The organism is Pseudomonas sp. MYb193 (assembly GCF_002966775.1).
Taxonomy (GTDB): domain Bacteria; phylum Pseudomonadota; class Gammaproteobacteria; order Pseudomonadales; family Pseudomonadaceae; genus Aquipseudomonas; species Aquipseudomonas paracarnis.
This window is the reverse complement of sequence record NZ_CP023269.1, coordinates 5,079,526-5,100,105: the sequence shown is the minus strand read 5'-3', so window position 1 is coordinate 5,100,105 and position 20,580 is coordinate 5,079,526. Positions and strand designations below refer to the sequence as shown.

Sequence of the window (20,580 nt, the reverse complement as noted above, 5' to 3'; positions counted from 1 at the left end):
ATGTCGAACTTAGTGACCAATGCTGGACACGCCCATGTCGATGACCATGGGCACGATGACCACCACCACGACTCGGGGCCAATAACCGTCTACGGTTTCTGGCTCTACCTGATGACCGACTGCATCTTGTTTGCGTCGATCTTCGCGGTGTACGCGGTACTGGTAAACAACGTAGCGGGTGGCCCGTCGGGCCACGACATCTTCGAACTGCCATACGTGCTCGGCGAAACCGCCTTGCTGTTGTTCAGTTCGATCACCTACGGCTTCGCCATGTTGGCCTTCTACAAGGGCAACAAGAAGGGCGTGCTGACCTGGCTGGGCCTGACCTTCCTGTTCGGCCTGGGCTTCATCGGCATGGAGATCAACGAGTTCCACCTGCTGATCTCCGAAGGCTACGGCCCGCACCGTTCCGGTTTCCTGTCGGCGTTCTTCACGCTGGTCGGCACCCACGGTCTGCACGTAACCGCAGGTTTGCTGTGGATGGCGGTGATGATCTATCAGGTCAATAAGCACGGCCTGACCAACACCAACAAGACCCGCCTGAGCTGCCTGAGCCTGTTCTGGCACTTCCTGGACGTGGTCTGGATCTGCGTATTCACCGTCGTTTACTTGATGGGGACTCTGTAATGGCTAATGCACACTCCCATGACAGCCACGATTCAAGCCACGGCAGCGTAAAGTCTTACGCCATCGGCTTCATCCTGTCGGTCATCCTGACCCTGATCCCGTTCGGCCTGGTGATGTACCCAACCTTGCCGAAGTCGATCACCTTGATGATCGTCCTGGCGTTCGCGGTGATTCAGGTTCTGGTTCACCTGGTGTACTTCCTGCACCTGGACCGCTCCAAAGAGCAGCGCGAGAACGTGATCGCGTTTGTGTTCGCAGGCCTGGTGATCGTTCTGCTGGTTGGTCTGTCGCTGTGGATCATGTTCAGCATCCACACCTACATGATGGCGAAGTGAGGTAAGACCCGATGTCGCTTAAGCACTTTATCCAAATCACCAAACCGGGGATCATTTTCGGTAACGTGCTTTCTGTGGCGGGCGGTTTCTTCCTGGCCTCCAAGGGACATGTCGATCTGGCCATCTTCCTGGCTGCAATGATCGGTACGTCCCTGGTGGTTGCTTCCGGTTGCGTATTCAACAACTGCATCGACCGTGACATCGACATCAAGATGGAGCGCACCAAGAATCGCGTGCTGGTCCAGGGCCTCATCTCCCTGAAGCTGGCACTGATCTATGCGACCGTCCTGGGTGTTGCCGGTGTGGCCCTGTTGTACAAGGTGGCCAACCCGTTGGCGGCGCTGTTTGCCGTGATCGGTTTTGTCATCTACGTCGGCCTCTACAGCCTGTACCTCAAGCGCAAGTCGGTTCACGGCACGCTGGTGGGCAGTCTGTCGGGGGCAATGCCGCCGGTGATTGGTTATGTAGCTGTGACCAATAGCTTCGACATGGCCGCGCTGACGCTGCTGGTGATGTTCAGCCTGTGGCAGATGCCGCATTCCTACGCCATCGCGATTTTCCGCTTCAACGACTACCTGGCTGCGTCGATTCCGGTATTGCCGGTCAAGCGTGGCATTCAGGTAGCCAAGAAACACATCCTGCTCTACATCCTGGCCTTCCTCGTGGCGACCTTGATGTTGACCTTCAGTGGCTACGCCGGCATGAGCTACCTCGCCGTCGCCGCCGCCATGGGCATGTACTGGTTGTACATGGCCTGGACCGGCTACAAGGCGGTGGATGACACCGTCTGGGCGCGCAAGCTGTTCGTGTTCTCGATCTTCACCATCACCGCGCTTAGCGTGATGATGTCCCTGGATTTCCAAGTGCCGAAAGAGCTGTTGCTGACCTACGCCCACTGAGTGGTTTTGCAGTAAAAAAGCCCCGCCTTCGAAAGTCGCGCGGGGTTTTTTATTGAGCGCTGCGCTAAACCGGATACGCTGCGTTATCGTTGACGTTTTTCGCGAGCGAGCTCGCTCCTACCTCCCCATTCTACAAATGCAGGAAGCAATGCAATGAGTAAAAAAGCCGTGATGGTCTTCAGTGGCGGGCAGGATTCGACCACCTGTCTGATCCAGGCCCTGCCGCTGTATGACGAAGTGCACTGCATTACCTTTGATTACGGCCAGCGCCATGTGGCAGAAATCGAAGTGGCCCAGAAATTGGCCAAGCAGTTGGGTGCCACTGTGCACAAAGTGATGGATGTGTCCCTGCTCAATGAGCTGGCGATCAGCAGCCTGACGCGCGACAACATCCCGGTGCCGACCGTGAACAGCTCGGGTGAAAGCCTGCCGAGCACCTTTGTGCCGGGGCGCAACATCCTGTTTCTGACCCTGGCTGCGATCTACGCCTATCAAGTGAAGGCCGAGACCGTCATCACCGGCGTGTGCGAAACCGACTTCTCAGGCTACCCCGATTGCCGGGATGAGTTTGTCAAAGCACTCAACCAGGCTCTCAAGCTGGGCATGGAGTACGACGTGCGCCTGGACACGCCATTGATGTGGCTGAACAAGGCCGAGACCTGGGCCCTGGCCGATTACCACGGGCAACTGGAACTGGTGCGCGAGCAGACGCTGACTTGCTACAACGGCATCATCGGTACCGGCTGTGGCGAGTGTGACGCGTGCAACCTGCGCGCTCGGGGCTTGAATGACTATCTGCAGAACAAGACAAATGTCATGCAGAGCCTCAAGCACAAGTTACAACTGAAATAACTGCATCCAATGCCCGCCAGGTTCTACCTGATGTATGAAGTTCAAATGTGGGAGGGGCAGGCCCCCTCCCAACATAGGTTTCATGCGTTGGCGCTGGTCAGGTAACGCTTGAACAACGAACGTGCCCCATAGGCCGGCAGGATATTGAAGAACGCAAAGCCGACTTTGATCGCGATCTGTACATAGATCATGCTGAGGATGTCGCTGGTCTGCATCGCCCCGTAGAAGGCGATAAAGCAGAACAGGAAGCTGTCGATAATCACCGCAAAGAACGTACTGAGGAATATCCGCAGGTATAGATACCTGGAGTTGGTCAGCTCCTTGATCTTGCACAGCAAGTAGGAATTTATATTCTCCGACACCAGGAACGACACCGAAGAGGCCACCAGCACCGACGACACTTGCAGGATCACGTCGGTATAAGGCCCATCCAGCTTCCAGCCCGGTAGCCCTGGCAGGAACGTGGAGCCATACAGCAGGATGATGATCATCGCGTTGCTGGCAAACGCAAACAGAATGGCTCGCCTGGCCAGGCGCAAGCCAAAATTCTCGTTGAGCAAGTCCACGATCAAGAAGGTCAGCGGGTACAGGAACGTGCCCGGTGTGACGATGATGCCCAACGACTCCAGGTAAATCGGTTTGGTCGCGGCAATGCTGGTAAAGATATAGAAGGTGAACAGCAGCAAGTTCAGGATGATGTAGATCATCCAGGAGTTTTCATTGCGGTCGTTTATATCGTAGGCGGTCAGCGTTCCGCCTTGGGAGTAGAACTTCTTGTACAGGTTCTTGATTTCCATCTTGTTGAAGTTGTCCATCATTTCACTGCTGAGCACTTCACTCAGCTTGATCTTGAGGACCTTGCCCGTGGCGATCACCATGATCACCGCCAGGCGCTTGTCGTTTTCAAAGCCCAGCAACTTGTATTTGCTGTTTTCCACGGCGCCCTCAGACGTTGTCATTGAAGCGCTCCTCAAGGATGTCGCCGATGACACACAAACGCTCTGAGTTTCCGCAGGGTTCGAGTGTGATGAACAGCTTCTTGGTGGCGCGGTCGTACACCAGTTTTTCTTTATCGTCGCTCGACGAGCCTTTCTGCACGATCAGCAAGTCCCCCGGTTCATTAAGGCCGGGAATCCCGTGCTCCAGGCGCACGCCGATCAGGTTGCAGGCGCTGCCAAAGTAGTAGGTCAGCGGATGAAGCGTGGCCAGCTCACCGATGCGCTTGCCCAGGCTTTGCATGAGCAGGCTTTCCTTGAGCACAGGCACTGCCGCCGGGTTCTTGTTACCCAGTGGGGAAACATTGCTCTCGATGACTTCCTTGGCTTCAAAACTGATCGTCTCGATTTCTTCGTAGGAGACGCCAAAGAAGTCAGAGATCTTGCGTATCGTCGACTGCTGTACGTTAACGACCTTGCCTTCCAGGATGTTGTAGATAGTGGTCCTGGTCAGGCCGGCGGCACTGCTTAACGAAAGCTGGGTTTCGCCACGACTCTTGATCAAGTACTTGATGTTGCTCTTCAAGTGCTCGGTTTTTTCCCGTCTGTGTATCAAGTGCTCACCACTTCCATTTAGTCATCAGTCCATGCCGGCAGAACCCGTTCTTGACGGTTCGCGGCAGTGAAAGTGTTGCATGCGCCCGCTACAACAATAAAGTCCTGAGTGCAGGGATACGCCTCGGTGGTAAATCAGGCAACGGCTTTCTCGTCATACTCTTCTGAACGGCCAGCGCGAATCCCTCGCGCCTCTACAAGGAGTAGTCACCATGGTGCGTGTCAGTCGTCGATCCCTTCTCGCCCTGGGCGCGGCCCTGCCTGTGTTGGGGCAGCTCAATTGGGCGTTCGCCAGCCCGGCGCCGACGAAATCTGACAAGGTGCTACTCAATTACAACGAAAGCCCCTACGGCCCTTCAGACGCGGCTCGCCAGGCGATGCTGCGCGCGGTTGCAGCCTCTGGGCGTTACCCTTACCCGGACATGTATGCATTGGCCGCGCTGTTTGCCGAGCAACAGGGCATCGCCGAAGAAAACATCGGGGTATTTGCCGGCTCGATGGCCGCCCTGCGTTACGCGGTGCTGGCGTTCGCCAGCCAGGCCCGCGGCCTGGTGATGGCTACGCCGTCCTACGAAGTACCGCGCCAGGCGGCCGAATCGATCAAGGCGCCGGTGCATGAAGTTAACCTCGACGCCCAGCATGCCCACGATGTGCACGCCATGCTCGCCGCGGACCCACAGGCCGGCATGCTGTACCTGTGCAACCCCAACAACCCGACCGGTACGCTCACCTCGACGGAGGCCATCCGCCACGCTCTGGTGAATAAACCCAAGGGCTGCGTGCTGGTGGTGGACGAGGCTTATATCGACTTCTGCGACGCTCCCAGTTGCGTAAGTTGGGTCAAGGAACACCATGACCTGCTGGTACTGCGTACCTTCTCGAAGATCTACGGCCTCGCCGGTGCGCGCCTGGGCCTGGCGATCGGTCACCCGGCGCTATTGGAGCGGTTGGCCGTGTTCGGCGGCGATAACGTCCCGGCCGGCGCCAGCTTGCTGGCCGCCCGTGCGAGCCTGGAAGACGCGCAACTGGTGGGCCAACGCAGAGCGCTCAATGCCAGGTTGCGCGATGAGACGATCGCCTGGCTCAAGGGCCGGGGCTTTACCTGCACCGTTTCCCACAGCAACTGCTTCATGATCGAGGTGAAGCGCCCGGCAGAGCAGGTGATTGAGCAGTTGGCTGCGCGGAATGTACTGGTCGGGCGGGTGTGGAAGGACTGGCCGCAGTGGGTGCGGGTGACGGTGGGTAATGAGCAGGAGATGGAGCGCTTTCGCGAGGCGTTCGCGGCGCAGGTCTAGCCCCTGGGTTTGCATCCGTTGCCTGGACAGGTAAGCCAGGCATGCTGCATGCTCGACCGGGTTGAATGATCAAGGAAGACACCCGTGCGACCTAATGGCCAACCTGATAGAAAATCGCCCATGCTGCCCGAGGATATGCGCCGCTTGCTCGATACCGAGCTGAGCCGCCGTGGCCTGGGACACTTCGAGGTCTACCAGTGTGGGCCGACGCTGGACCAAGCGCAGATTGTGTCCAATTACCCCGAGGCCATGGAGCCTTCCGACACGGCCGACGATTTCTACCGGCGTGGCGAGCTGGTTTCATTGACCCGTACGCGGATCAAACCATTTTTCTGGAGTGATGAACACCTGCTGGCCGTGGCCGATGAGGCGGTGCCGGTGCCGGGCCCCTACACACCCGTTGGCGAGGGCGCCAGTTTTATTGTGCATGGCAATCGGGGCTTCTACTCGGTGCTCAATCTGTGCAGCTTCGGCGAACATCGGCAATTTCGCGAGACCGTGCTGGCCCATCAAAGTGAACTGCAGATGCTGTTGGTCTCGATGTACGACGAGGCCCTGGAAGATCACGCGGCGCCTGTCGAACAACAGACGGTGCTGACCCCAAGGGAAACCGAAGTATTGTCCTGGGTCAGCCTGGGCAAGACCTACAACGAAGTGGCACTCCTGACGTCGATGACCTCCCATACGGTGAAGTTTCATATGAAGAATATCTTCGGCAAATTGCAGGTCAGCAACGGCAAATCAGCAATCGGCAAGGCCCTGCAATTGGGCTATATCCGCCACCCGGCCTGAGGCCGCAATCACCGCCTACCTGTCCAAATGGGTAGCTTGTTCGCCGCACAGTGCTGCATTAGGTTGGCCAGCTATGGAGTTTGGCGCCGGACACACCGGCGCCGCCATTGCGAAAGGACATCCGGATGAGCCGCTCTGTAGCTTTGCTCCACACCTGTGCCAGCGTGCTGCGCTGATGGGTACTTTTCACGCCTTGCGCGGCCTTAATGCGCGGTTGCAAGCATTGTTCATGATCACGCTGGTGTTCCGCACGGGCACCCTGGCGTTTCCTTTTTACGCGGCGTACCTGATTCATCAACACGCGATATCGGCAGGCACTGCAGGCCTGTTGGTCGGCGTGTATGGCGCGGGCGCGCTGTGTACCGACCTGATCATCGGCGCCGTGATCAAGCGGTTTTCGGCCAACCGAGTCATTCTTGGTTCGTTGTTGTTCAACGCGGTGTTGCTGCTGGTCATTCCCTCGGTGGATAACCTGCTCGCGCTGTTCCTGTTGTCGTTTCTCTGGGGGGCCTGTTACGAAGCCTTCACACCGGCCGCGTTCTCCGAGACAGTGGCTCACAGTAATCTTGAGTCACGCAAAGTGGCGTTTTCCTGCAACCGATTGGCGATCAACATCGGTATGGCCATTGGGCCGCTATTGGGCAGCTTGATTTTCCTCCGCAATGCCGACGCGGTGTTCTACATCAATGCCGTGCTGTCCCTGCTGGCCTTCGCCGCCTGCCTGCGGTTCGGTCGGCCCCGGCCGACCACCCAAGGCGCGCCTGTCGCCGGGAAGGGCGAGGGCTTGCCCGAGGTGGCGGTTCATGAGCGTTCGCGACTGCTGGTGATCCTGTTGGCGGCGCTGCCGGTGCACGTGGCTTACGCATTGCCGCCGACTTTTCTGTCGGCGTACATCATCAACTACACCCAACTGCCGGCCTATTACGTGGGCATCATCTTCTTTATCAATGCGTTGCTAGTGATTGTGTTTGAAGTACCGATCAACCTGCGCATGGCGCACTTGTCGAGCAGTCGCTCGCTGATCATTGGCCTGTTGCTGGCAGGCAGCGGTTTCTTCTTGATGGGCTTTGGTCAGGTCGGCGCGCTGTTGATGCTCGCTACGGTGTTGTGGAGCCTGGGCGAGATGATTGTGTTCCCGGCGATCACCCACTACGTCAGCAGCATTTCCAGCCGCGACAGCGTGGGCCGAAACCTTGGCTACTACTCGGCGGGCGTCAACATCGGCGTGATGATCGCGCCCTCGTTGGCGTTCATGTTGCTGGCCCGGCCAACCTTGCCGTCACCGTGGCTGCTGGCGGGCTGTGTGTTGTTGCTGTTCGCAATCGCCGTGGGGATGATGAAAAGCTCGGCGGTGTTGTGGAACAAAGAGGCGTAGACGGCAACCGGCGCTGCGCCTTGCACGCGCGCCTGGTTGCGTCAGCTACTTACTGGGCGGCGATGGCGTAGCCGTCAAAGGCGCTTTGCTGTTGCAGCGCGGTCACGATGCTCTTGCGCGTGACTGGTTGCTCGGCGCCGCTGTTGTCGATGAAGGTTTCGCTCGCAAGTTCCGCCTCGCTGCCTTCGCCCACAAAGGTGAAACCCAGGAACTCCAGCGCTTCGCGGTCCACATTGAGCTTGGAGCGCGGCGTGCGCAGCGGCAAGGTGACGCTGATGCCATCCTTGCTGATCACAAACACTTCGGTGTCTTTCTTGGCGCGTGCAGCCTTGCCCTTGCCGGCGCTCGGGTTGCTGATAGCCTGGTGCGACTGGTTGAGTACCTTGAGGGCCAGGCCATAGACCAATTCCTGGAACTCGGGATCGTCCTTGAAGCTGGACAGGATGCGGCTGATCGAGAACTGGCTGCTCAGGTGTTCCAGGGCGGCGTTGTCTGCGGCTTCGGCGTCTTTCAATTGTTTGAGCTGGCCCATCAGGTCATAGGCTTTGTCATCGTCGAAGGCATCGTGGGCCTGGCGGATGGCAACGCGTAGCTCGCGGATCTGGTCGCTTTCCTTGGAGGTGTGAAACGCGTCCAGCACCATCTCGCTGATGATCTTGGCGGCTGGCACATGCTGTGAAAGATTGATGGCGTTTTCGTATTCGGCTTTGGCGTACAGGGCGACTACGGATTCTTCGGCGGATTTTTCGGTGTAGGAATCAGACATTAAATTTCGCTGCGTAGTATGCGGAGAGACAAAAAAACGTCGGGCATTTTCAGCGGGTGAGGGGATCAGGTCAAGGTGGCTCGGGCGTCAGAATAACTTCAGTAGTGATAGCGGCACATCAATATTTGTACTTCATCATCCTCGATGCCATAAACCAAACGATGCTCCGCGGTGATTCGTCTAGACCAGAAACCACTCAGGTTATGTTTGAGGGGTTCAGGCTTTCCCACGCCGTCGAACGGGTCTCTTTGTATGGCCTTGATCAAGAAATTGATGCGCTTGAGCCCGGCTTTGTCGTTCTGTTGAAACCAGAGGTAGTCGTCCCAGCCTTCAGAGGTAAAGAGTATTTTCATTCTTCAATCAACCGCCTTGGCTTGGCTTTGCCTGCTCGTAAGCTGTTGACTGAGTTAATGAGACGTTCGGCATTTTTAGGCGAGCGCAGCAGGTAAGCCGTCTCTTCCAGAGCATTGAACTCTGATAACGAGATCATCACCACGGGCTCGCCTTTTTGTCGAGTCAGTAGAAGTGGGACGTGATCATCGTTGACGCGGTCCATCGTTTCGGACAGATGGGCTCGGGCGTTGGTGTAGTTGATAGTTTCCATGGGAACTCCTTGTTGGTGGGTATTAACGTACAGAAATACGTACATATCAACAACGGGAATCTTATCAACGGTCATCCACCTCGCCCGGACTTCACGAACAAGCTCAACGACTGAGTGGAGCAGCGACAAACCTGTTGATACATTTTACTCGTCCAGTTCTTCGAGGCACGCTTGGAGAATATCCAGGCCTTCCTCCAACACCTCAGGCTCAATGGTCAGCGGTGCCAGCAAGCGCACAATGTGCCGCGACTTGCCGCTGGGCATCAGCAGCAAGCCGGCCTCTCGCGCCAGCTCCAGCAGTTGCGCCAGTTGCTTGGGGGCGGGTGTGCCGTCGGCATGGGCCAGTTCAATGCCCCGCATGGCGCCGACACCGGTGAGGCGGCCCAGGTAGGGCGACAGTTGCTGCGCGCGCCAGGCTTCATAGCGACCCACAATCGCGGCCTCCTGCGCGACGCCCCAGGCGGGCAGGTTTTTGTCGCTCATCGCCTCAAGGGTCGCCAGCGCCGCCGCGCAGGCGACGGGGTTACCGGAGTAGGTGCCGCCCAGGCCGCCTTTGGGCAGGTTGTCCATCAGCGCCTTGCGCCCGACCACCGCCCCCAGCGGCATGCCGCCGGCGATGCTTTTGCCGAGCAGCAGCAGGTCCGGCTCGATGCCCAGGCGCGAGAAGGCGAAACGCTGGCCGGTGCGACCAAAACCCGACTGGATTTCATCAATGATCAGCAGGATGTTGTGCTGGTCGCAGAAGCGTCGCAAGGCTTGGGCAAACTCAGTGTCCAAGGCTAGAAAACCGCCTTCGCCCTGCACCGGCTCGATGATGAAGCAGGCCACATCGTTTATGTCGATTTCCACGCTGAACAGACGCTCCATCGCCTTCAGCGCTTCGGCGCAGGTCATGCCGTTATCGGTACTGGGGTAGGGCAGGTGATACACAGGGCCGGGCAGTACGCCGACCTTCTGCTTGTAGGGCGCGACCTTGCCATTGAGGTTGAGGGTCGCCAGGGTGCGGCCATGGAAGGCACCGTCGAAGGCGATCACCGCCGTGCGACCAGTGGCACCACGGGCGATCTTCAAGGCGTTCTCTGCCGCTTCTGCACCGCTGTTGGTGAGCATGCCGCTGACGGGGTAACCCACCGGGATAAAGGCACTGAGGCGTTGCATCAACTCGATGTAGGGCGTATGCGGTGCGGCGTTGAACGCGTAATGGGTGAGCCGGGCCGCTTGCTCGCAAATGGCCGCCACCACGGCCGGGTGGCAATGGCCCAGGTTGAGCACGCCGATACCCCCGACAAAGTCGATGTAACGCTTGCCTGCAGTGTCCCAGACCTCGGCGTTTTTACCGTGACTGAGGCTGATGGGGTGAACGATGGAAATCGACTGGCTGATGCTAGCGTGACTCATGGCTCTGGGACTCGGCAGTGGTGGGCGCAGCGCTATCTAAGCCGCGCGCCCGGCCTTGCCGCAAACGAAATAAAGTCGCCGTGTCATTCCACCTTGGAAGGAGCTGCGACTATTCCGACACCCCATCCTTGCCCGCCGCCTTGGATCGGTACAAGGCTTGGTCGGCCCGCGCCATCAGCGCAGCCGGGGACTCGCCCATGCGCCGCTCCACCACGCCCAGGCTCAGGGTAACGTTCAAGGCGCCCACGGGGGCCGCCTCCTTGATTTTATGGCAAATCCTTTCGGCCAACTCTTTGGCCTCGTCCAGGCTGGTTTTGGGCAGCACCACCATAAACTCATCGCCGCCCCAGCGCGCCAGCAAGTCGCTTTTACGTACGCAGGCTTCCAGATGTTCCACTACCCGTATCAGGGTCTGGTCGCCGACGCCATGGCCGTATTGGTCATTGATCGGCTTGAAGTCATCGACATCCATGGCCACCAGGGCCAGGGGCAGGCGGAAGCGTTCGGCGCGGTCGCATTCCTCCAGCAGCACTTTTTCCAGGCGGTACCGGTTGGCGATGCGCGTCAGGGCGTCCCGCTCGGCCAAAGAGCGGTTTTCGTCCAGCTGCAATTGCAGTTGCTGGTTGACGCGCGACAACTCAAGCGTGCGCTCCGCGACCAGTGCTTCCAGAGACTGGTTGCGCTTTTGCAACTGTTCGATGGAGCATTTGCGCGTATGGATATCACGGTGTGCGCCGACCATGCGCGCCACTGAACCGTCGGGGTTGCGGGCAATGACGTAGCCACGGTCCTCGATCCAGAGGTACGTACCGTCTTTTTTGCGACAACGGTATTCGGCCCGATAATGAGCGGCGCGTAGGCTGATGTAGTCATCGAACACCGCCATCACGCGAGAGTAGTCCTCGGGGTGGATCACGTTCTCCCAGGTGAAGACGCTGTTTTCCAGGGAGTGGTGGGAGTAGCCAAGCATTTCGTACCAGCCGGGATTGCGGTAGACGAAGCCGGTATTGGCATTCCAGTCCCAGATGCCGTCACTGACCAACTCCATTATGGCGTGCAATAGGTCGACGTTAAGGTCGGAAACTTCATTGCGTAGCGGTTCTTTGCCGGATGTATCGTCCATCTGCACGCTTCCTGCGGGGGCTGGCGCCCAAGGCCAGTCATGGTTGACGCCGATACTCCGTGGCTGGCGCTACTGTACATCGGCGCTTGCGCGCTTTGAATAGGGCAGGTGTGCTGCTTTTGACGAGTGGCGAAACGCTATTTTTCTGGCGCCATCATCTTTGTCCGAGGCTTCCCATCCGCGTTGTGCTGGTAAATGGCTTGCGGTTGGCCCTGCTCATTGAAAAACACCTGGCCAATGCCTGCCGAGTTCCACAATCGCTCACCCGCTTCGGCGTGCTCTGGAATATAGGGCACCACTTGCATGGTGCGGCGGCGGGTAAACCAATTGAGCGGCGAACGCGGGGAGTAGAGCCAGCGGTTGAGGCGGTCGAACCATTCCAGCAGGCGCGGCGGGAACTCGTTCTTGATGCCGCTGCTGGTGATTTGCCAGATATTGGGGCCGCCGTTGCGGTAGCGGATCAGTACTTGGTAGACAAACGAGTAATGCACGTCGCCGGAGAGGATCACGTAGTTACCCGGCGTGCGCGAGTGGCGGAAGATATTCAAAATCACTTGGGCAGCGCCGCGGTGGGCCATCCAGTTCTCGGCGTCCACCAGCAGTGGGAAGCCACACCAACTGAAAACCTTTTGCACCGTCTCGATCAGCTTGACGCCGAACACCGGCGCAGGCGAGACAATGATGGCTGACGGGTGGTCCAGTAGCGCTTGTTGCAGTTCGCTCAAGGCTTCCCAGTCCAGCAGGCCGGAAGGTTGCTTGAGGGTGAACTCGCTGCGCCAGCGTCGGGTGCGGGTGTCGAGTACCACCAGCGCCGGGGTGGTGGGCAATACGTAGTGCCACTGCTGGAATTTCAGCAGCGTGGTGACTAGCTCATCCTGCTGTGTGGCGTCCAGGTGGTTGTCTTGCGCCTGGTTGGCAAGTGCCTGGGTTTGGCTCACCAGTTCGCCAAACACCTCGGGCTGGTTGCCCCAGCCCTGGCATAAAAGATAGGCCATCAACGCATTACCGATGATGCGTTTGGAGAAGGGATGGCCGTAGGCAGTTTCTTCCCATTGGGCGCTGAGGTTCCAGTCGTCGGTGATGTCGTGATCATCGAAGATCATCAGGGTCGAGAGGTGGGCGAATACCCGGGCGACCCCTGGAAGGCCACTGCGAAATTGATCGATCTGTATCTGTTCGCGGGCATAACGCTGCTGTTCTTGCGCGCTCAGTTGCGGCGGTTGGGGGGGAGATCAGTGTCCACGGTGTGGGCGACCAGGCCAGCAGGTACATGGCGATCACTTCGGCAAAGGTCACCAGGTGATTATCGGCGGTGCTGCTGGTGAAAATCGGTTTCTTCACACCGCCGAAAAAGCGCTCACGCAAGGTCTCGTTACTGTCCAGCGCGGGGAGCAGGTCGGCGCGATGGTAATAGCTGGCGCGATGCCCGTAGAGGGCGGCACTGTCGTCAACCACGGCCCCTTCCAGGTATTCGTCGAACAGGCCCAGGCGCGCGATTAATTCATGAATTGCCCGCAGCATGGGTCCCGCGACGTCGTCGGCGTAGACCTGGTCGCCGCTCATCATCAGCAAGGCGGGGCGTTGTGCCACGGTGGGAGCTTGAGCCAGCAGACGATCAATGCACAGCAACCCGTCATCAGCGCGATGGTGAGGCTTGCGGCAGGAGCCGTGGACCAGTTGGTGGATGCGCCCATGCACGACGAAATCGGGCAGCGTGGCGCCTGCGTACAGCAGATGGGGTGCCCACTGGGCTATTCCGCAGCCGTCAATAAACAGGTCATAGTGGATGTTTACATCCAGAGGCAGGGCGTCAGTCAGGAGCACATCGATCAAGTGGATAAACGAATGGCGCCCGACGGGGACGATCTGACAATGTGCATGAAGGTGAATATCCAGCGTCGATCCCTGAGCGTGCTGCAGCCTCATAACCAGCTTCAGTTCCCGGCTCGCCACCAGCCATAGCACCACACGCTTTGGTTCCAGGCGGCGCAGCAACGGGCCGGCAAGTACGGGGGGAAGTGACTGCAGTTCAGGCATGACGCGATCGGCTCACTAATAAGATAAGCGCTCAGTATAACGCTGAAAATGTCGGCATTTCGTCAACGAACGTCAGGCAGTAATACGTTGTGGCTATTAATGAATAAGCAGCGCCCTGGGCGCTACTTATTTAGTAGTTGCGCTTAAGTAAGTTTACTCAAAGAACATTGCCTTTGCCGAGACTGTCCAAGCCACCACCATTACGCCTGCCGCCTCTGTCTGCGCTGACCCCATTGTCATTAATCGAATTATCGGGAGCGATTTGATCGAGACTTCGTTTCGAGCGTGAGTTGACCTTCTCGCTGGCTTGGGTGTCTTGGTCGGGGGCGGATTGGGAAATGTAAGTGTTGACGGGATTAAAGCCGATAGAATTGAACATGGTAACGCCTCACTATGAATGACATGGTTTACATGGCATGTTCTTCCCTGTAACAGTGCCCGGCATAAGTTAGTGGGGTTCGATGTTTTTTGCGAGGTGTTCTATGTTTCTGTTTGTGATGGGTGAGTTGGTTTTGTTGTTAAATTTTGGTTGTTTTATTTTGAAACTTTGTTAAAGCAATGCAATGTTGTATGAGTGTATGTTTGGTTTTCAGTTCTCGGTTATGGGGCAGCAGGGGCAATATGGTTGTCCCTGCCGGCAAATGGCTCAGTTGTTTGCCTCAATCGTCACCTTCGGTACGGTAAATCGAAACTCGCTGCCCTGGCCCTGCTTGCTCTCGGCTTCGATCCTGCCGCCATGCGCCTTAACGATGCCTTGAGTGATATACAGCCCCAGCCCACTGCCGGTGGGGTTGTTTTCAGTCTGGGTCCAATAGCGATCGAACACATGGGGCAAATCGTCCGGCGCAATGCCTTCACCGGAGTCGCGCACCGAAAATACAATCTCCTCGCCGGCGCTCATGGCGCTGATGCCGATGTTGCCCTGGCGCGGAGTGAACTTGATCGCATTGCCGATCAGGTTCGACAGCACCTGGAACAAGCGCTCCGGGTCGGCCTTGATCTGCAGGCCAGGCTCGACATTGAACGACAGGTCGATGCCCTTTTCCGAGGCCAGGGGCGCCAGCAGCGAATACGCCTCTTCAAAAATCTGGCTGACGTCCAGCGCCACCGGTTTGACCACATAGCGCCCGGCTTCGATTTTCGAGGTGTCGAGCAAGTCTTCCAGCAACACGTTCATGCGCCCGGCAGCCTGTTGCATGGTGTCAATGGCGGAAGAAATGCGCCGTGAAGTGTGGGGGCCATCGGAGCTGAAGGCTTTTTGCATCATGCCGCAGAGCATGGAGATGACGGTCATGGGGTTGCGCAGGTCGTGGGAAACCACCGCGACCAGCTCGTCCCGCGCACGCACCGCTTGTTGCTCGCGCAGCACTTGGCGGGACAGGTCGTTCTCCAGGGCCGAGCGGCGCAGATCGTTGGCGGCAAACAGGTCGCCATGGCTCCACTTGGTGGAGATACCAGCCATTTCCACTTTCCAGATTTCAAACGAGGTGCGTGGGCGAAGGCGCATGCCCGCGTCGCAGGTTTCCAGATTCAGCGGCTTCTGCGGATCGCCACTCCAGTGGATGTTCTCTTTGACTTCCGGGCGAAACCACAACACGCCGTTATCCACAGGCTTGGGCAAGCTCATGGCGAGCACGCCGCTGGCCACGCTCTGGTATTCGGCGGCCGGCGGATAAACCGAGGCCAGGTTATGGCTGGAAAATACCGGTGCGCCGTCGCCCTGCAACCACTTGTGCAGCGCGCGTATCTGCGCCGGTTCCGGGCAGTTGCCGTAGCGGTGTAATTGCTTGTCTTCGATGATCGCCACGCCGCCGGAGAGGGTCAGGTCCATCAGCAGTCGGCCTTGCTGGGCCAGGCCGTCGAATACGTTATTGGCAGAGGCTTTCATCGCCCGATCCAGCAGCGCAAGCGCTTCGACTTTCTCGTCGCGCTGGCGGGTCAGCTCCAGGGCCTCCATGGCACTGATCTGCAATGACAGCACCTGGCCGATGGTCTGGCAGGCCATGCGCAGGTCGTTGGGCACCAGCAGCGGCTCACGGTTGCCGCAACTGATCAGGCCCCAGAGTTTGTCGCCCTTCATCAGTGAAATACTCATGGACGACAACACGCCCATGTTCTGCATGTACTGGCAGTGAATCGGCGACACGCTGCGCAGGGTGGCGAAGCTCAGGTCCAGAGGCTGCCCGGTGTCCGGGCGCAATTTGGGCACCAGCGGTACCGGTTCGTAGGACGCATTGGGGATGATCCGTAGCCAGTTGGTGCGATATAGCTCGCGAGCCTGCTCGGGGATGTCGGACGCGGGGAAGAACAGCCCGTTGAACAATTCCATGGACGGCGCCGAGGCCTCGGCGATCACCTGGCCATGGCCTTCCTCTTCGAAGCGATAGATGAGCACCCGGTCATAACCGGTCATGGCCTGGATTTCGTTGACGGTGATGGCGTAGAGCGCCTCCAAGGTCTTTGCCGATTGCAGGCGGTGCAGCATCTTGCCCAGGTCGCTGGTGCGGCCATTGTGCGCTCGGGGTTTGAAATCCTTGAGCCGTGGTTCGAATTCCAGCACTAACACGCCCTGGTGGCGATGCAACAGGCCTTCGAACTGCTCACCCTTGAAGGTTATCAGCAGGGGCGGCGAGTCCAGGAATGCGCTGTCCTCGGCCATGGTTTGCACGGCCCGGGCGTAGTCCTCGCCAATCAACCTGTGCAACGGTTGATCCAACAGCGCCTCGGGGGCGTGGCCGAACAACGTACCGACGTTGGCACTTACCTGAATGATGTTCAGGCCAGGTTCCGACAAGGTCAGCAGCACGCCGTGGGGCTGGATGGCCCCCGGAAAACGAATGGGTTCGTCGGCGCAGTTGGCAAGCAGCTCTTCAAAATCTTCGGGTTTCATAGCAATACCTCCTGGCTGTCGAGCCATTGCTCAAAGCCGCTGAATGTCGAGCGGGCCGCCATCACCGCGCGCACGGCGGCATCTGTATCCAGTGGCTGGCGGCCCAGATAATCGAGGAAATCTTTCCAGCGCCGTCCGGTCTCGGCGCCGTATACATTGAGAAAGGCACCGCCGTTGTCGGCGTTCACATCCAGGCGCAGGGCCATTTCCCGGCGCAGCACTTGGCCGCCCAGGGTGGCGCCTTCCAGCACATACAGGGCGCCGAGGCACGCAGCCGGTGTGTCTAATACGGGGAGCTGGGTACAGCGAGGCAGGGCATGGATGGCGTGCTCAGTCAGGCCGAGCGCGTGCAGGTCATGGACCAGGGTTGGCGTTTTCACACGCAACGCAGACTCATAGCCGTCGGGAATCAAACCGCTGTCATACAGCACCGCTTCCATTGGCTGATAAAAGCCGTAGTACGCCTGCAGCAAGCGCCGATACCACTGGGCATCCAGGCGCTCGGAAAAAAACGGCAGGCGCTGTTCCAACGCCACATGCAGCAGGCCCGTGCCCGTGCGCAACGTTTCCAGCAAGGAGGGCGCACTAACGTCATGGGCCTGTGAATGCATTCAATGAGCTCGAACTGTGGGCCTGTCGGCCATGAATGACGCGTGAAAATGGGCGACGATTCTACACAACTCATTGTCGTCAGCTGAACGCAGAAGCGAAAAGGCTGACCAGCGGATCAGAAAAGTCGCTCCCTGCACCTTACATGACCGCAGAACTAGCTCTCAAGTTCGGTTGAAATGATATCGCGCTGCTATCAATCCCGGGACTGGCCCTAGTGCGTCAATGCTGTCTGCACGCACTCAAGCAAGTGGTCGGTACTCCAGGGCTTGGGCAGAAACCGCACGGAACTGCCCAACTCGGCGGCGATTTTCGTATTACCTGAGGTCAGCACTACCTGTACTTCAGGCCACCGGTGGGCGACGACACGGCTCAAGTCATAACCATTGAGCAAGCCGGGCATTTGAATATCACTGACAATCAAATCCACCGGGTCATCGCCGCGCTCCAGGTAAATCATCCCTTCGTCTGCCGATGCAAACGATGTTACTACCGCACCAAAGTCTTCCAGCACATCCACCATCAACGCCCGAATGATCTCGTCGTCTTCCAATACCAAAATCGATGGCTGAGCCATGATCCTTACTCCACCATCAGGGGTTCAGTAAGGTGGAGTAGGGGCTGGGTATATAGGTTCGATTGGATGTTTTTTAAACGATGGGTGGTCATTTGGCTGCTTGTGAGCCATGGGCACGACAATCCGTTAAGGTGAACGCCACCCTGCCATCCAAGGAATGCCATGTTCAACCGTAACCCACTCGTGCCTGAACTGATCGTCACCCGCCTTGGCGCGAGCCTGGCGTTCTGGATCGAACAGTTAGGTTTCGCTATTGCCTATCAGCGCGCAGAAGAAGGCTTTGCCTACCTCGACCTTAACGGCGCGCAAATCATGCTCGAACAATACGACCCCGAGGCCGGTCAGTGGCTTACCGCACCGTTGCAGCCTCCATTCGGGCGCGGCATCAACCTGCAAATCGATGTGCCCGCCGTAGCACCCATCCTGCAACGCTTGGCGCAGATCGGCTGGCCCTTGTTCCGCGATGTAGAGGACGCCTGGTACCGAGCCGGTGACGTGGAGGCCGGGCAGCGCCAGTTCATCGTGAAAGACCCGGACGGGTATCTGGTGCGTCTGGTGCAGCGGCTGGGAGAAAGGCCGGTTGAACAGGCATAATCCACGGCAATAGCCGATAGGGAGACGTGAATGAAGTATGTGTTATTGACCCTCGCCCTGACCGTTATCGCCGCACCCGCGTTCGCTGCGGGCGACGCAGAGGCGGGCGGCAAACTCTTCACCAAGACCTGCGGCGGCTGCCACAGCATTGGTGAGGGGGCGCGAGGTGGTTTTGGCCCGGAACTGAACGGCATCATTGGCCGGCCTGCCGGTACCACTCAGGACTATCAGTATTCGGATGCGATGAAGAACTCGGGCGTGGTGTGGACGCGGGAAAAACTGGCGGCCTACATTGAAGACCCGAAATCGGTGGTCAGTGGCACGCGGATGATCTTCTGGGGGATCAGTGACCAGGAGAAGATTGAAAATATCCTGGCGTATTTGGAGACATTCCAGCCCAAGTGAGATGCCCAGGCTGGCACGCATCACCGTCCTCTGTCCTCTGTCCTCTGTAATTAGATGGACTCGCCCAAGCCGAGGCGTCTATGCGCCACGGTGGCATTCTTATAGAAGCCAACGACAGCGAGGGCGAGCCCATGAAAAAGCATACGACGATCAATCAGTCTTTGTCAGCCGATGTATCTACTTGCGTAAACGTTGCGGTAGACCTTGCCAAAAAGGTCTTCCAGGTTGCCGGCGAGAATGCGCTTGGCCAGGTGATATTCGAGGATCGGATTAAGTCACGCGAGGCCTTTCAAGCCTTTCTTCTTAAGCTTCCAGCAAGCGTGACGGTACTGGTGGAAACCGGGCCAGGTGCTCAGGCATGGGCGCGATTGCTGCAAACACAGGGCAATTCAGTGCGCATCCTACCGGCTCAGCATGTGGCCACTCATCGCAGCGGCCCGAAAAATGATCGCAACGATGCATTGGCGATCCTGCGTGCTGGACGCGACTGCAGGATATCTGCCGTACCGGTCAAAAGTGCGGCGGCGCTCGCAATGCAAGCGCTGCATCGGGCCCGACAGGGATATATACGGCGACGTACGGCAGTCGGTAATCAGATGCGCGGCTTACTGCTGGAGCAGGGAGTATCCATGCCCCAAGGCGAAATGGCCATCAGCCAACGTATCCCGCGAATACTGGAAGACGCCACCCAGCCATTGCCCGATTTGCTGCGCGAACTAATCGCCGAACTGCTAGTTGAATGGGTTCATTTGGGCGAACGCGTCAACGTGTTGACCGGTCGGCTCGAAACAGCGGCGAAGAACGATGAGACAGCCAAGCGATTGATGACGGTGCGCGGAGTTGGCCCGATCATAGCCACAGCACTGTTGGCCAAGCAGACTGAGCCTGAACGCTTCGCAAATGCCCGACAGTTCGCCGCCTACTTCGGGCTGGTGCCCAGCCAGCACAGCAGCGGAGAAAAAATCCGGCTCGGCAAGATGAGCAAGAAGGGTGATGCGTATTTGCGCAGCCTGGCGGTCCAGGGTGCCCACGCCGTGTTAAGACAGGTGCGACCGGATTCAGAACAGCCAGACGACCAGCGGCTACAGCGTTGGGTATCTCGCCTAGGGCGCAAGGAGGCGGCGGTGCGTTTGGCCAACCGTAACCTGCGTATCCTCTGGCGGCTCTTGCAAAACGACCAGACGTATCGACGTCAGCCAGGCAATAGTCAGGAGGCTGCGATGAGCCACTGATTTACAGAGTTCTGCCACCGGGGCGTTTAGCCGCTCCAACCCGTGCTAACGAACATTGACCCCTGGTCAGACCGTCGCGAATTGATGCCTGCGCTCCTACCGGCCCTTGAGGCCTTTTTGTAATGGGCAGATCGCGAGCTGATCCAATGTTGGCCAGAAGCTGTTTGGAGCTTCCTCGGATAGGCCTGATACATAGATGCAACCGGGTACCAATGTTTGAAAAGCGGGTTGACAGTGGAGGGCGAGTCCATACATAGGAGCAAGCACTAGGCGTCCCCCTCGCTCCTACAAAAAAGTCTTGCTGAACCCGCGACGCCAGGTCCGGGAAATGGGTCGCAAGCTCAGCCAGGCACTGGCGCAGCATCCTGGCATCGCGGGGTAGGCGCCCTGAAAAAATCCCCCAGCCAGAAAACTCAAGCGTCTCGGGCATTTCTACCAAGCCGGTGATGGCGTCCAAAAAGACATCCCCGTTTTGGCCATACCAGTTGGGAAAGTTGAGTGAAGTGCACAGCGTGGCGTGAAGTTCTTTGGGGTTTTAGTTGCGGCTAAGGTCTATTTTGATGATGGATGAACGGGTCACTTGTGCACCATTTGCTTTTTCATCTTCTGCAACTCAGGCT

General features: G+C 58.1%; 21 protein-coding genes and 2 pseudogenes. 10 read left to right on the top strand and 13 right to left on the bottom strand.

The window, feature by feature from the left end:
* The 4 genes from CLM72_RS23310 (at position 1) to queC (ending at position 2,713) form a co-directional block, all read left to right on the top strand.
* Positions 1 to 627 (top strand): cytochrome o ubiquinol oxidase subunit III, encoded by a 627-nt coding sequence (locus tag CLM72_RS23310; RefSeq protein WP_034133624.1) that lies wholly within the window; start codon positions 1 to 3, stop codon positions 625 to 627.
* Positions 627 to 962 carry a cytochrome o ubiquinol oxidase subunit IV gene (gene cyoD / locus CLM72_RS23305; RefSeq protein ID WP_003194051.1) on the top strand — a complete coding sequence of 112 codons (336 nt, stop codon included), beginning with the start codon at positions 627 to 629 and terminating at the stop codon, positions 960 to 962. The genes CLM72_RS23310 and cyoD overlap by 1 nt, the downstream gene beginning before the upstream one ends.
* 11 nt (positions 963 to 973) lie before the next feature.
* Positions 974 to 1,861, top strand: a complete 888-nt coding sequence (gene cyoE / locus CLM72_RS23300; protein ID WP_003194050.1) for a heme o synthase — start codon at positions 974 to 976, stop codon at positions 1,859 to 1,861.
* 153 nt (positions 1,862 to 2,014) lie between these two features.
* Positions 2,015 to 2,713 carry a 7-cyano-7-deazaguanine synthase QueC gene (gene queC / locus CLM72_RS23295; protein WP_032895363.1) on the top strand — a complete coding sequence of 233 codons (699 nt, stop codon included), beginning with the start codon at positions 2,015 to 2,017 and terminating at the stop codon, positions 2,711 to 2,713.
* Positions 2,714 to 2,793: 80 nt separating this feature from the next.
* Here queC and CLM72_RS23290 read toward each other — a convergent pair whose 3' ends face one another.
* Both CLM72_RS23290 and CLM72_RS23285 read right to left on the bottom strand, forming a co-directional pair.
* Positions 2,794 to 3,672: a queuosine precursor transporter gene (locus CLM72_RS23290; protein ID WP_105228389.1), complete on the bottom strand. Its 879-nt coding sequence runs from the start codon at positions 3,670 to 3,672 to the stop codon at positions 2,794 to 2,796.
* Positions 3,659 to 4,264: a helix-turn-helix transcriptional regulator gene (locus tag CLM72_RS23285; RefSeq protein WP_080757657.1), complete on the bottom strand. Its 606-nt coding sequence runs from the start codon at positions 4,262 to 4,264 to the stop codon at positions 3,659 to 3,661. Before CLM72_RS23285 ends, CLM72_RS23290 begins: the two co-directional genes overlap by 14 nt.
* Before the next feature lie 211 nt (positions 4,265 to 4,475).
* Here CLM72_RS23285 and CLM72_RS23280 point away from each other — a divergent pair, with 211 nt between their 5' ends.
* The 3 genes from CLM72_RS23280 to CLM72_RS23270 all read left to right on the top strand — a co-directional run bounded on the left by CLM72_RS23280 (position 4,476) and on the right by CLM72_RS23270 (position 7,725).
* The gene (locus tag CLM72_RS23280; RefSeq protein ID WP_105228387.1) at positions 4,476 to 5,558 is read left to right on the top strand and encodes a pyridoxal phosphate-dependent aminotransferase; all 1,083 of its coding nucleotides are present in this window, start codon (positions 4,476 to 4,478) and stop codon (positions 5,556 to 5,558) included.
* A gap of 120 nt (positions 5,559 to 5,678) precedes the next feature.
* Positions 5,679 to 6,350, top strand: coding sequence for a helix-turn-helix transcriptional regulator (locus CLM72_RS23275; protein ID WP_256595226.1), 672 nt, complete (start codon positions 5,679 to 5,681; stop codon positions 6,348 to 6,350).
* 175 nt (positions 6,351 to 6,525) lie between these two features.
* Entirely contained in the window at positions 6,526 to 7,725 is a 1,200-nt protein-coding gene (locus tag CLM72_RS23270; protein ID WP_177430943.1) for an MFS transporter, read from the top strand.
* 49 nt (positions 7,726 to 7,774) lie between these two features.
* Here CLM72_RS23270 and CLM72_RS23265 read toward each other — a convergent pair whose 3' ends face one another.
* From CLM72_RS23265 to CLM72_RS23225, 10 genes and pseudogenes are all read right to left on the bottom strand, one after another.
* Positions 7,775 to 8,491: a hypothetical protein gene (locus CLM72_RS23265; protein WP_034128720.1), complete on the bottom strand. Its 717-nt coding sequence runs from the start codon at positions 8,489 to 8,491 to the stop codon at positions 7,775 to 7,777.
* Between the two features lie 98 nt (positions 8,492 to 8,589).
* Entirely contained in the window at positions 8,590 to 8,844 is a 255-nt protein-coding gene (locus CLM72_RS23260; protein ID WP_105228383.1) for a Txe/YoeB family addiction module toxin, read from the bottom strand.
* Positions 8,841 to 9,095, bottom strand: a complete 255-nt coding sequence (locus tag CLM72_RS23255) for a type II toxin-antitoxin system Phd/YefM family antitoxin (protein WP_003194039.1) — start codon at positions 9,093 to 9,095, stop codon at positions 8,841 to 8,843. The genes CLM72_RS23260 and CLM72_RS23255 overlap by 4 nt, the downstream gene beginning before the upstream one ends.
* A 144-nt stretch (positions 9,096 to 9,239) precedes the next feature.
* Positions 9,240 to 10,493 carry an aspartate aminotransferase family protein gene (locus CLM72_RS23250; RefSeq protein ID WP_105228381.1) on the bottom strand — a complete coding sequence of 418 codons (1,254 nt, stop codon included), beginning with the start codon at positions 10,491 to 10,493 and terminating at the stop codon, positions 9,240 to 9,242.
* 109 nt (positions 10,494 to 10,602) lie between these two features.
* Complete coding sequence (locus tag CLM72_RS23245) at positions 10,603 to 11,616, bottom strand: sensor domain-containing diguanylate cyclase (RefSeq protein WP_105228379.1); 1,014 nt, start codon at positions 11,614 to 11,616, stop codon at positions 10,603 to 10,605.
* 137 nt (positions 11,617 to 11,753) lie between these two features.
* Positions 11,754 to 13,653: pseudogene (locus CLM72_RS23240) on the bottom strand (alkaline phosphatase D family protein).
* A gap of 157 nt (positions 13,654 to 13,810) precedes the next feature.
* The gene (locus tag CLM72_RS28855; RefSeq protein WP_146120488.1) at positions 13,811 to 14,032 is read right to left on the bottom strand and encodes a hypothetical protein; all 222 of its coding nucleotides are present in this window, start codon (positions 14,030 to 14,032) and stop codon (positions 13,811 to 13,813) included.
* 267 nt (positions 14,033 to 14,299) lie between these two features.
* Positions 14,300 to 16,543: an ATP-binding protein gene (locus CLM72_RS23235; RefSeq protein ID WP_105228377.1), complete on the bottom strand. Its 2,244-nt coding sequence runs from the start codon at positions 16,541 to 16,543 to the stop codon at positions 14,300 to 14,302.
* Positions 16,540 to 17,154, bottom strand: a complete 615-nt coding sequence (locus CLM72_RS23230; protein WP_105228375.1) for a biliverdin-producing heme oxygenase — start codon at positions 17,152 to 17,154, stop codon at positions 16,540 to 16,542. The genes CLM72_RS23235 and CLM72_RS23230 overlap by 4 nt, the downstream gene beginning before the upstream one ends.
* A 212-nt stretch (positions 17,155 to 17,366) precedes the next feature.
* Entirely contained in the window at positions 17,367 to 17,729 is a 363-nt protein-coding gene (locus CLM72_RS23225; protein WP_003194033.1) for a response regulator, read from the bottom strand.
* 162 nt (positions 17,730 to 17,891) lie between these two features.
* Here CLM72_RS23225 and CLM72_RS23220 point away from each other — a divergent pair, with 162 nt between their 5' ends.
* The 3 genes from CLM72_RS23220 to CLM72_RS23210 all read left to right on the top strand — a co-directional run bounded on the left by CLM72_RS23220 (position 17,892) and on the right by CLM72_RS23210 (position 19,960).
* Positions 17,892 to 18,323, top strand: a complete 432-nt coding sequence (locus CLM72_RS23220; protein ID WP_105228373.1) for a VOC family protein — start codon at positions 17,892 to 17,894, stop codon at positions 18,321 to 18,323.
* A gap of 30 nt (positions 18,324 to 18,353) precedes the next feature.
* Positions 18,354 to 18,728: a cytochrome c family protein gene (locus CLM72_RS23215; protein ID WP_034128041.1), complete on the top strand. Its 375-nt coding sequence runs from the start codon at positions 18,354 to 18,356 to the stop codon at positions 18,726 to 18,728.
* 131 nt (positions 18,729 to 18,859) lie between these two features.
* The gene (locus tag CLM72_RS23210) at positions 18,860 to 19,960 is read left to right on the top strand and encodes an IS110 family transposase (RefSeq protein ID WP_105229078.1); all 1,101 of its coding nucleotides are present in this window, start codon (positions 18,860 to 18,862) and stop codon (positions 19,958 to 19,960) included.
* A 1-nt stretch (position 19,961) separates the two neighbouring features.
* Here the strand turns inward: CLM72_RS23210 and CLM72_RS29385 are convergent.
* Positions 19,962 to 20,477 (bottom strand): annotated as a pseudogene (locus CLM72_RS29385) (barstar family protein); the annotation flags it as partial.
* Between the last annotated feature and the right edge of the window lie 103 nt (positions 20,478 to 20,580).

What these genes read in the sequence shown, in the direction of transcription:
- CLM72_RS23215 (WP_034128041.1), top strand. Translation starts at nt 18,354, where the DNA reads ATGAAGTATGTGTTATTGACCCTCGCCCTGACCGTTATCGCCGCACCC.
- CLM72_RS23255 (WP_003194039.1), bottom strand. Translation starts at nt 9,095, where the DNA reads ATGGAAACTATCAACTACACCAACGCCCGAGCCCATCTGTCCGAAACG.
- CLM72_RS23220 (WP_105228373.1), top strand. Translation starts at nt 17,892, where the DNA reads ATGTTCAACCGTAACCCACTCGTGCCTGAACTGATCGTCACCCGCCTT.
- CLM72_RS23270 (WP_177430943.1), top strand. Translation starts at nt 6,526, where the DNA reads ATGGGTACTTTTCACGCCTTGCGCGGCCTTAATGCGCGGTTGCAAGCA.
- cyoD (WP_003194051.1), top strand. Translation starts at nt 627, where the DNA reads ATGGCTAATGCACACTCCCATGACAGCCACGATTCAAGCCACGGCAGC.
- CLM72_RS23310 (WP_034133624.1), top strand. Translation starts at nt 1, where the DNA reads ATGTCGAACTTAGTGACCAATGCTGGACACGCCCATGTCGATGACCAT.
- CLM72_RS23280 (WP_105228387.1), top strand. Translation starts at nt 4,476, where the DNA reads ATGGTGCGTGTCAGTCGTCGATCCCTTCTCGCCCTGGGCGCGGCCCTG.
- CLM72_RS23250 (WP_105228381.1), bottom strand. Translation starts at nt 10,493, where the DNA reads ATGAGTCACGCTAGCATCAGCCAGTCGATTTCCATCGTTCACCCCATC.
- cyoE (WP_003194050.1), top strand. Translation starts at nt 974, where the DNA reads ATGTCGCTTAAGCACTTTATCCAAATCACCAAACCGGGGATCATTTTC.
- CLM72_RS23235 (WP_105228377.1), bottom strand. Translation starts at nt 16,543, where the DNA reads ATGAAACCCGAAGATTTTGAAGAGCTGCTTGCCAACTGCGCCGACGAA.
- CLM72_RS23245 (WP_105228379.1), bottom strand. Translation starts at nt 11,616, where the DNA reads ATGGACGATACATCCGGCAAAGAACCGCTACGCAATGAAGTTTCCGAC.
- queC (WP_032895363.1), top strand. Translation starts at nt 2,015, where the DNA reads ATGAGTAAAAAAGCCGTGATGGTCTTCAGTGGCGGGCAGGATTCGACC.
- CLM72_RS23275 (WP_256595226.1), top strand. Translation starts at nt 5,679, where the DNA reads ATGCTGCCCGAGGATATGCGCCGCTTGCTCGATACCGAGCTGAGCCGC.
- CLM72_RS23265 (WP_034128720.1), bottom strand. Translation starts at nt 8,491, where the DNA reads ATGTCTGATTCCTACACCGAAAAATCCGCCGAAGAATCCGTAGTCGCC.
- CLM72_RS23230 (WP_105228375.1), bottom strand. Translation starts at nt 17,154, where the DNA reads ATGCATTCACAGGCCCATGACGTTAGTGCGCCCTCCTTGCTGGAAACG.
- CLM72_RS23290 (WP_105228389.1), bottom strand. Translation starts at nt 3,672, where the DNA reads ATGACAACGTCTGAGGGCGCCGTGGAAAACAGCAAATACAAGTTGCTG.
- CLM72_RS23210 (WP_105229078.1), top strand. Translation starts at nt 18,860, where the DNA reads ATGAAAAAGCATACGACGATCAATCAGTCTTTGTCAGCCGATGTATCT.
- CLM72_RS23225 (WP_003194033.1), bottom strand. Translation starts at nt 17,729, where the DNA reads ATGGCTCAGCCATCGATTTTGGTATTGGAAGACGACGAGATCATTCGG.
- CLM72_RS23260 (WP_105228383.1), bottom strand. Translation starts at nt 8,844, where the DNA reads ATGAAAATACTCTTTACCTCTGAAGGCTGGGACGACTACCTCTGGTTT.
- CLM72_RS28855 (WP_146120488.1), bottom strand. Translation starts at nt 14,032, where the DNA reads ATGTTCAATTCTATCGGCTTTAATCCCGTCAACACTTACATTTCCCAA.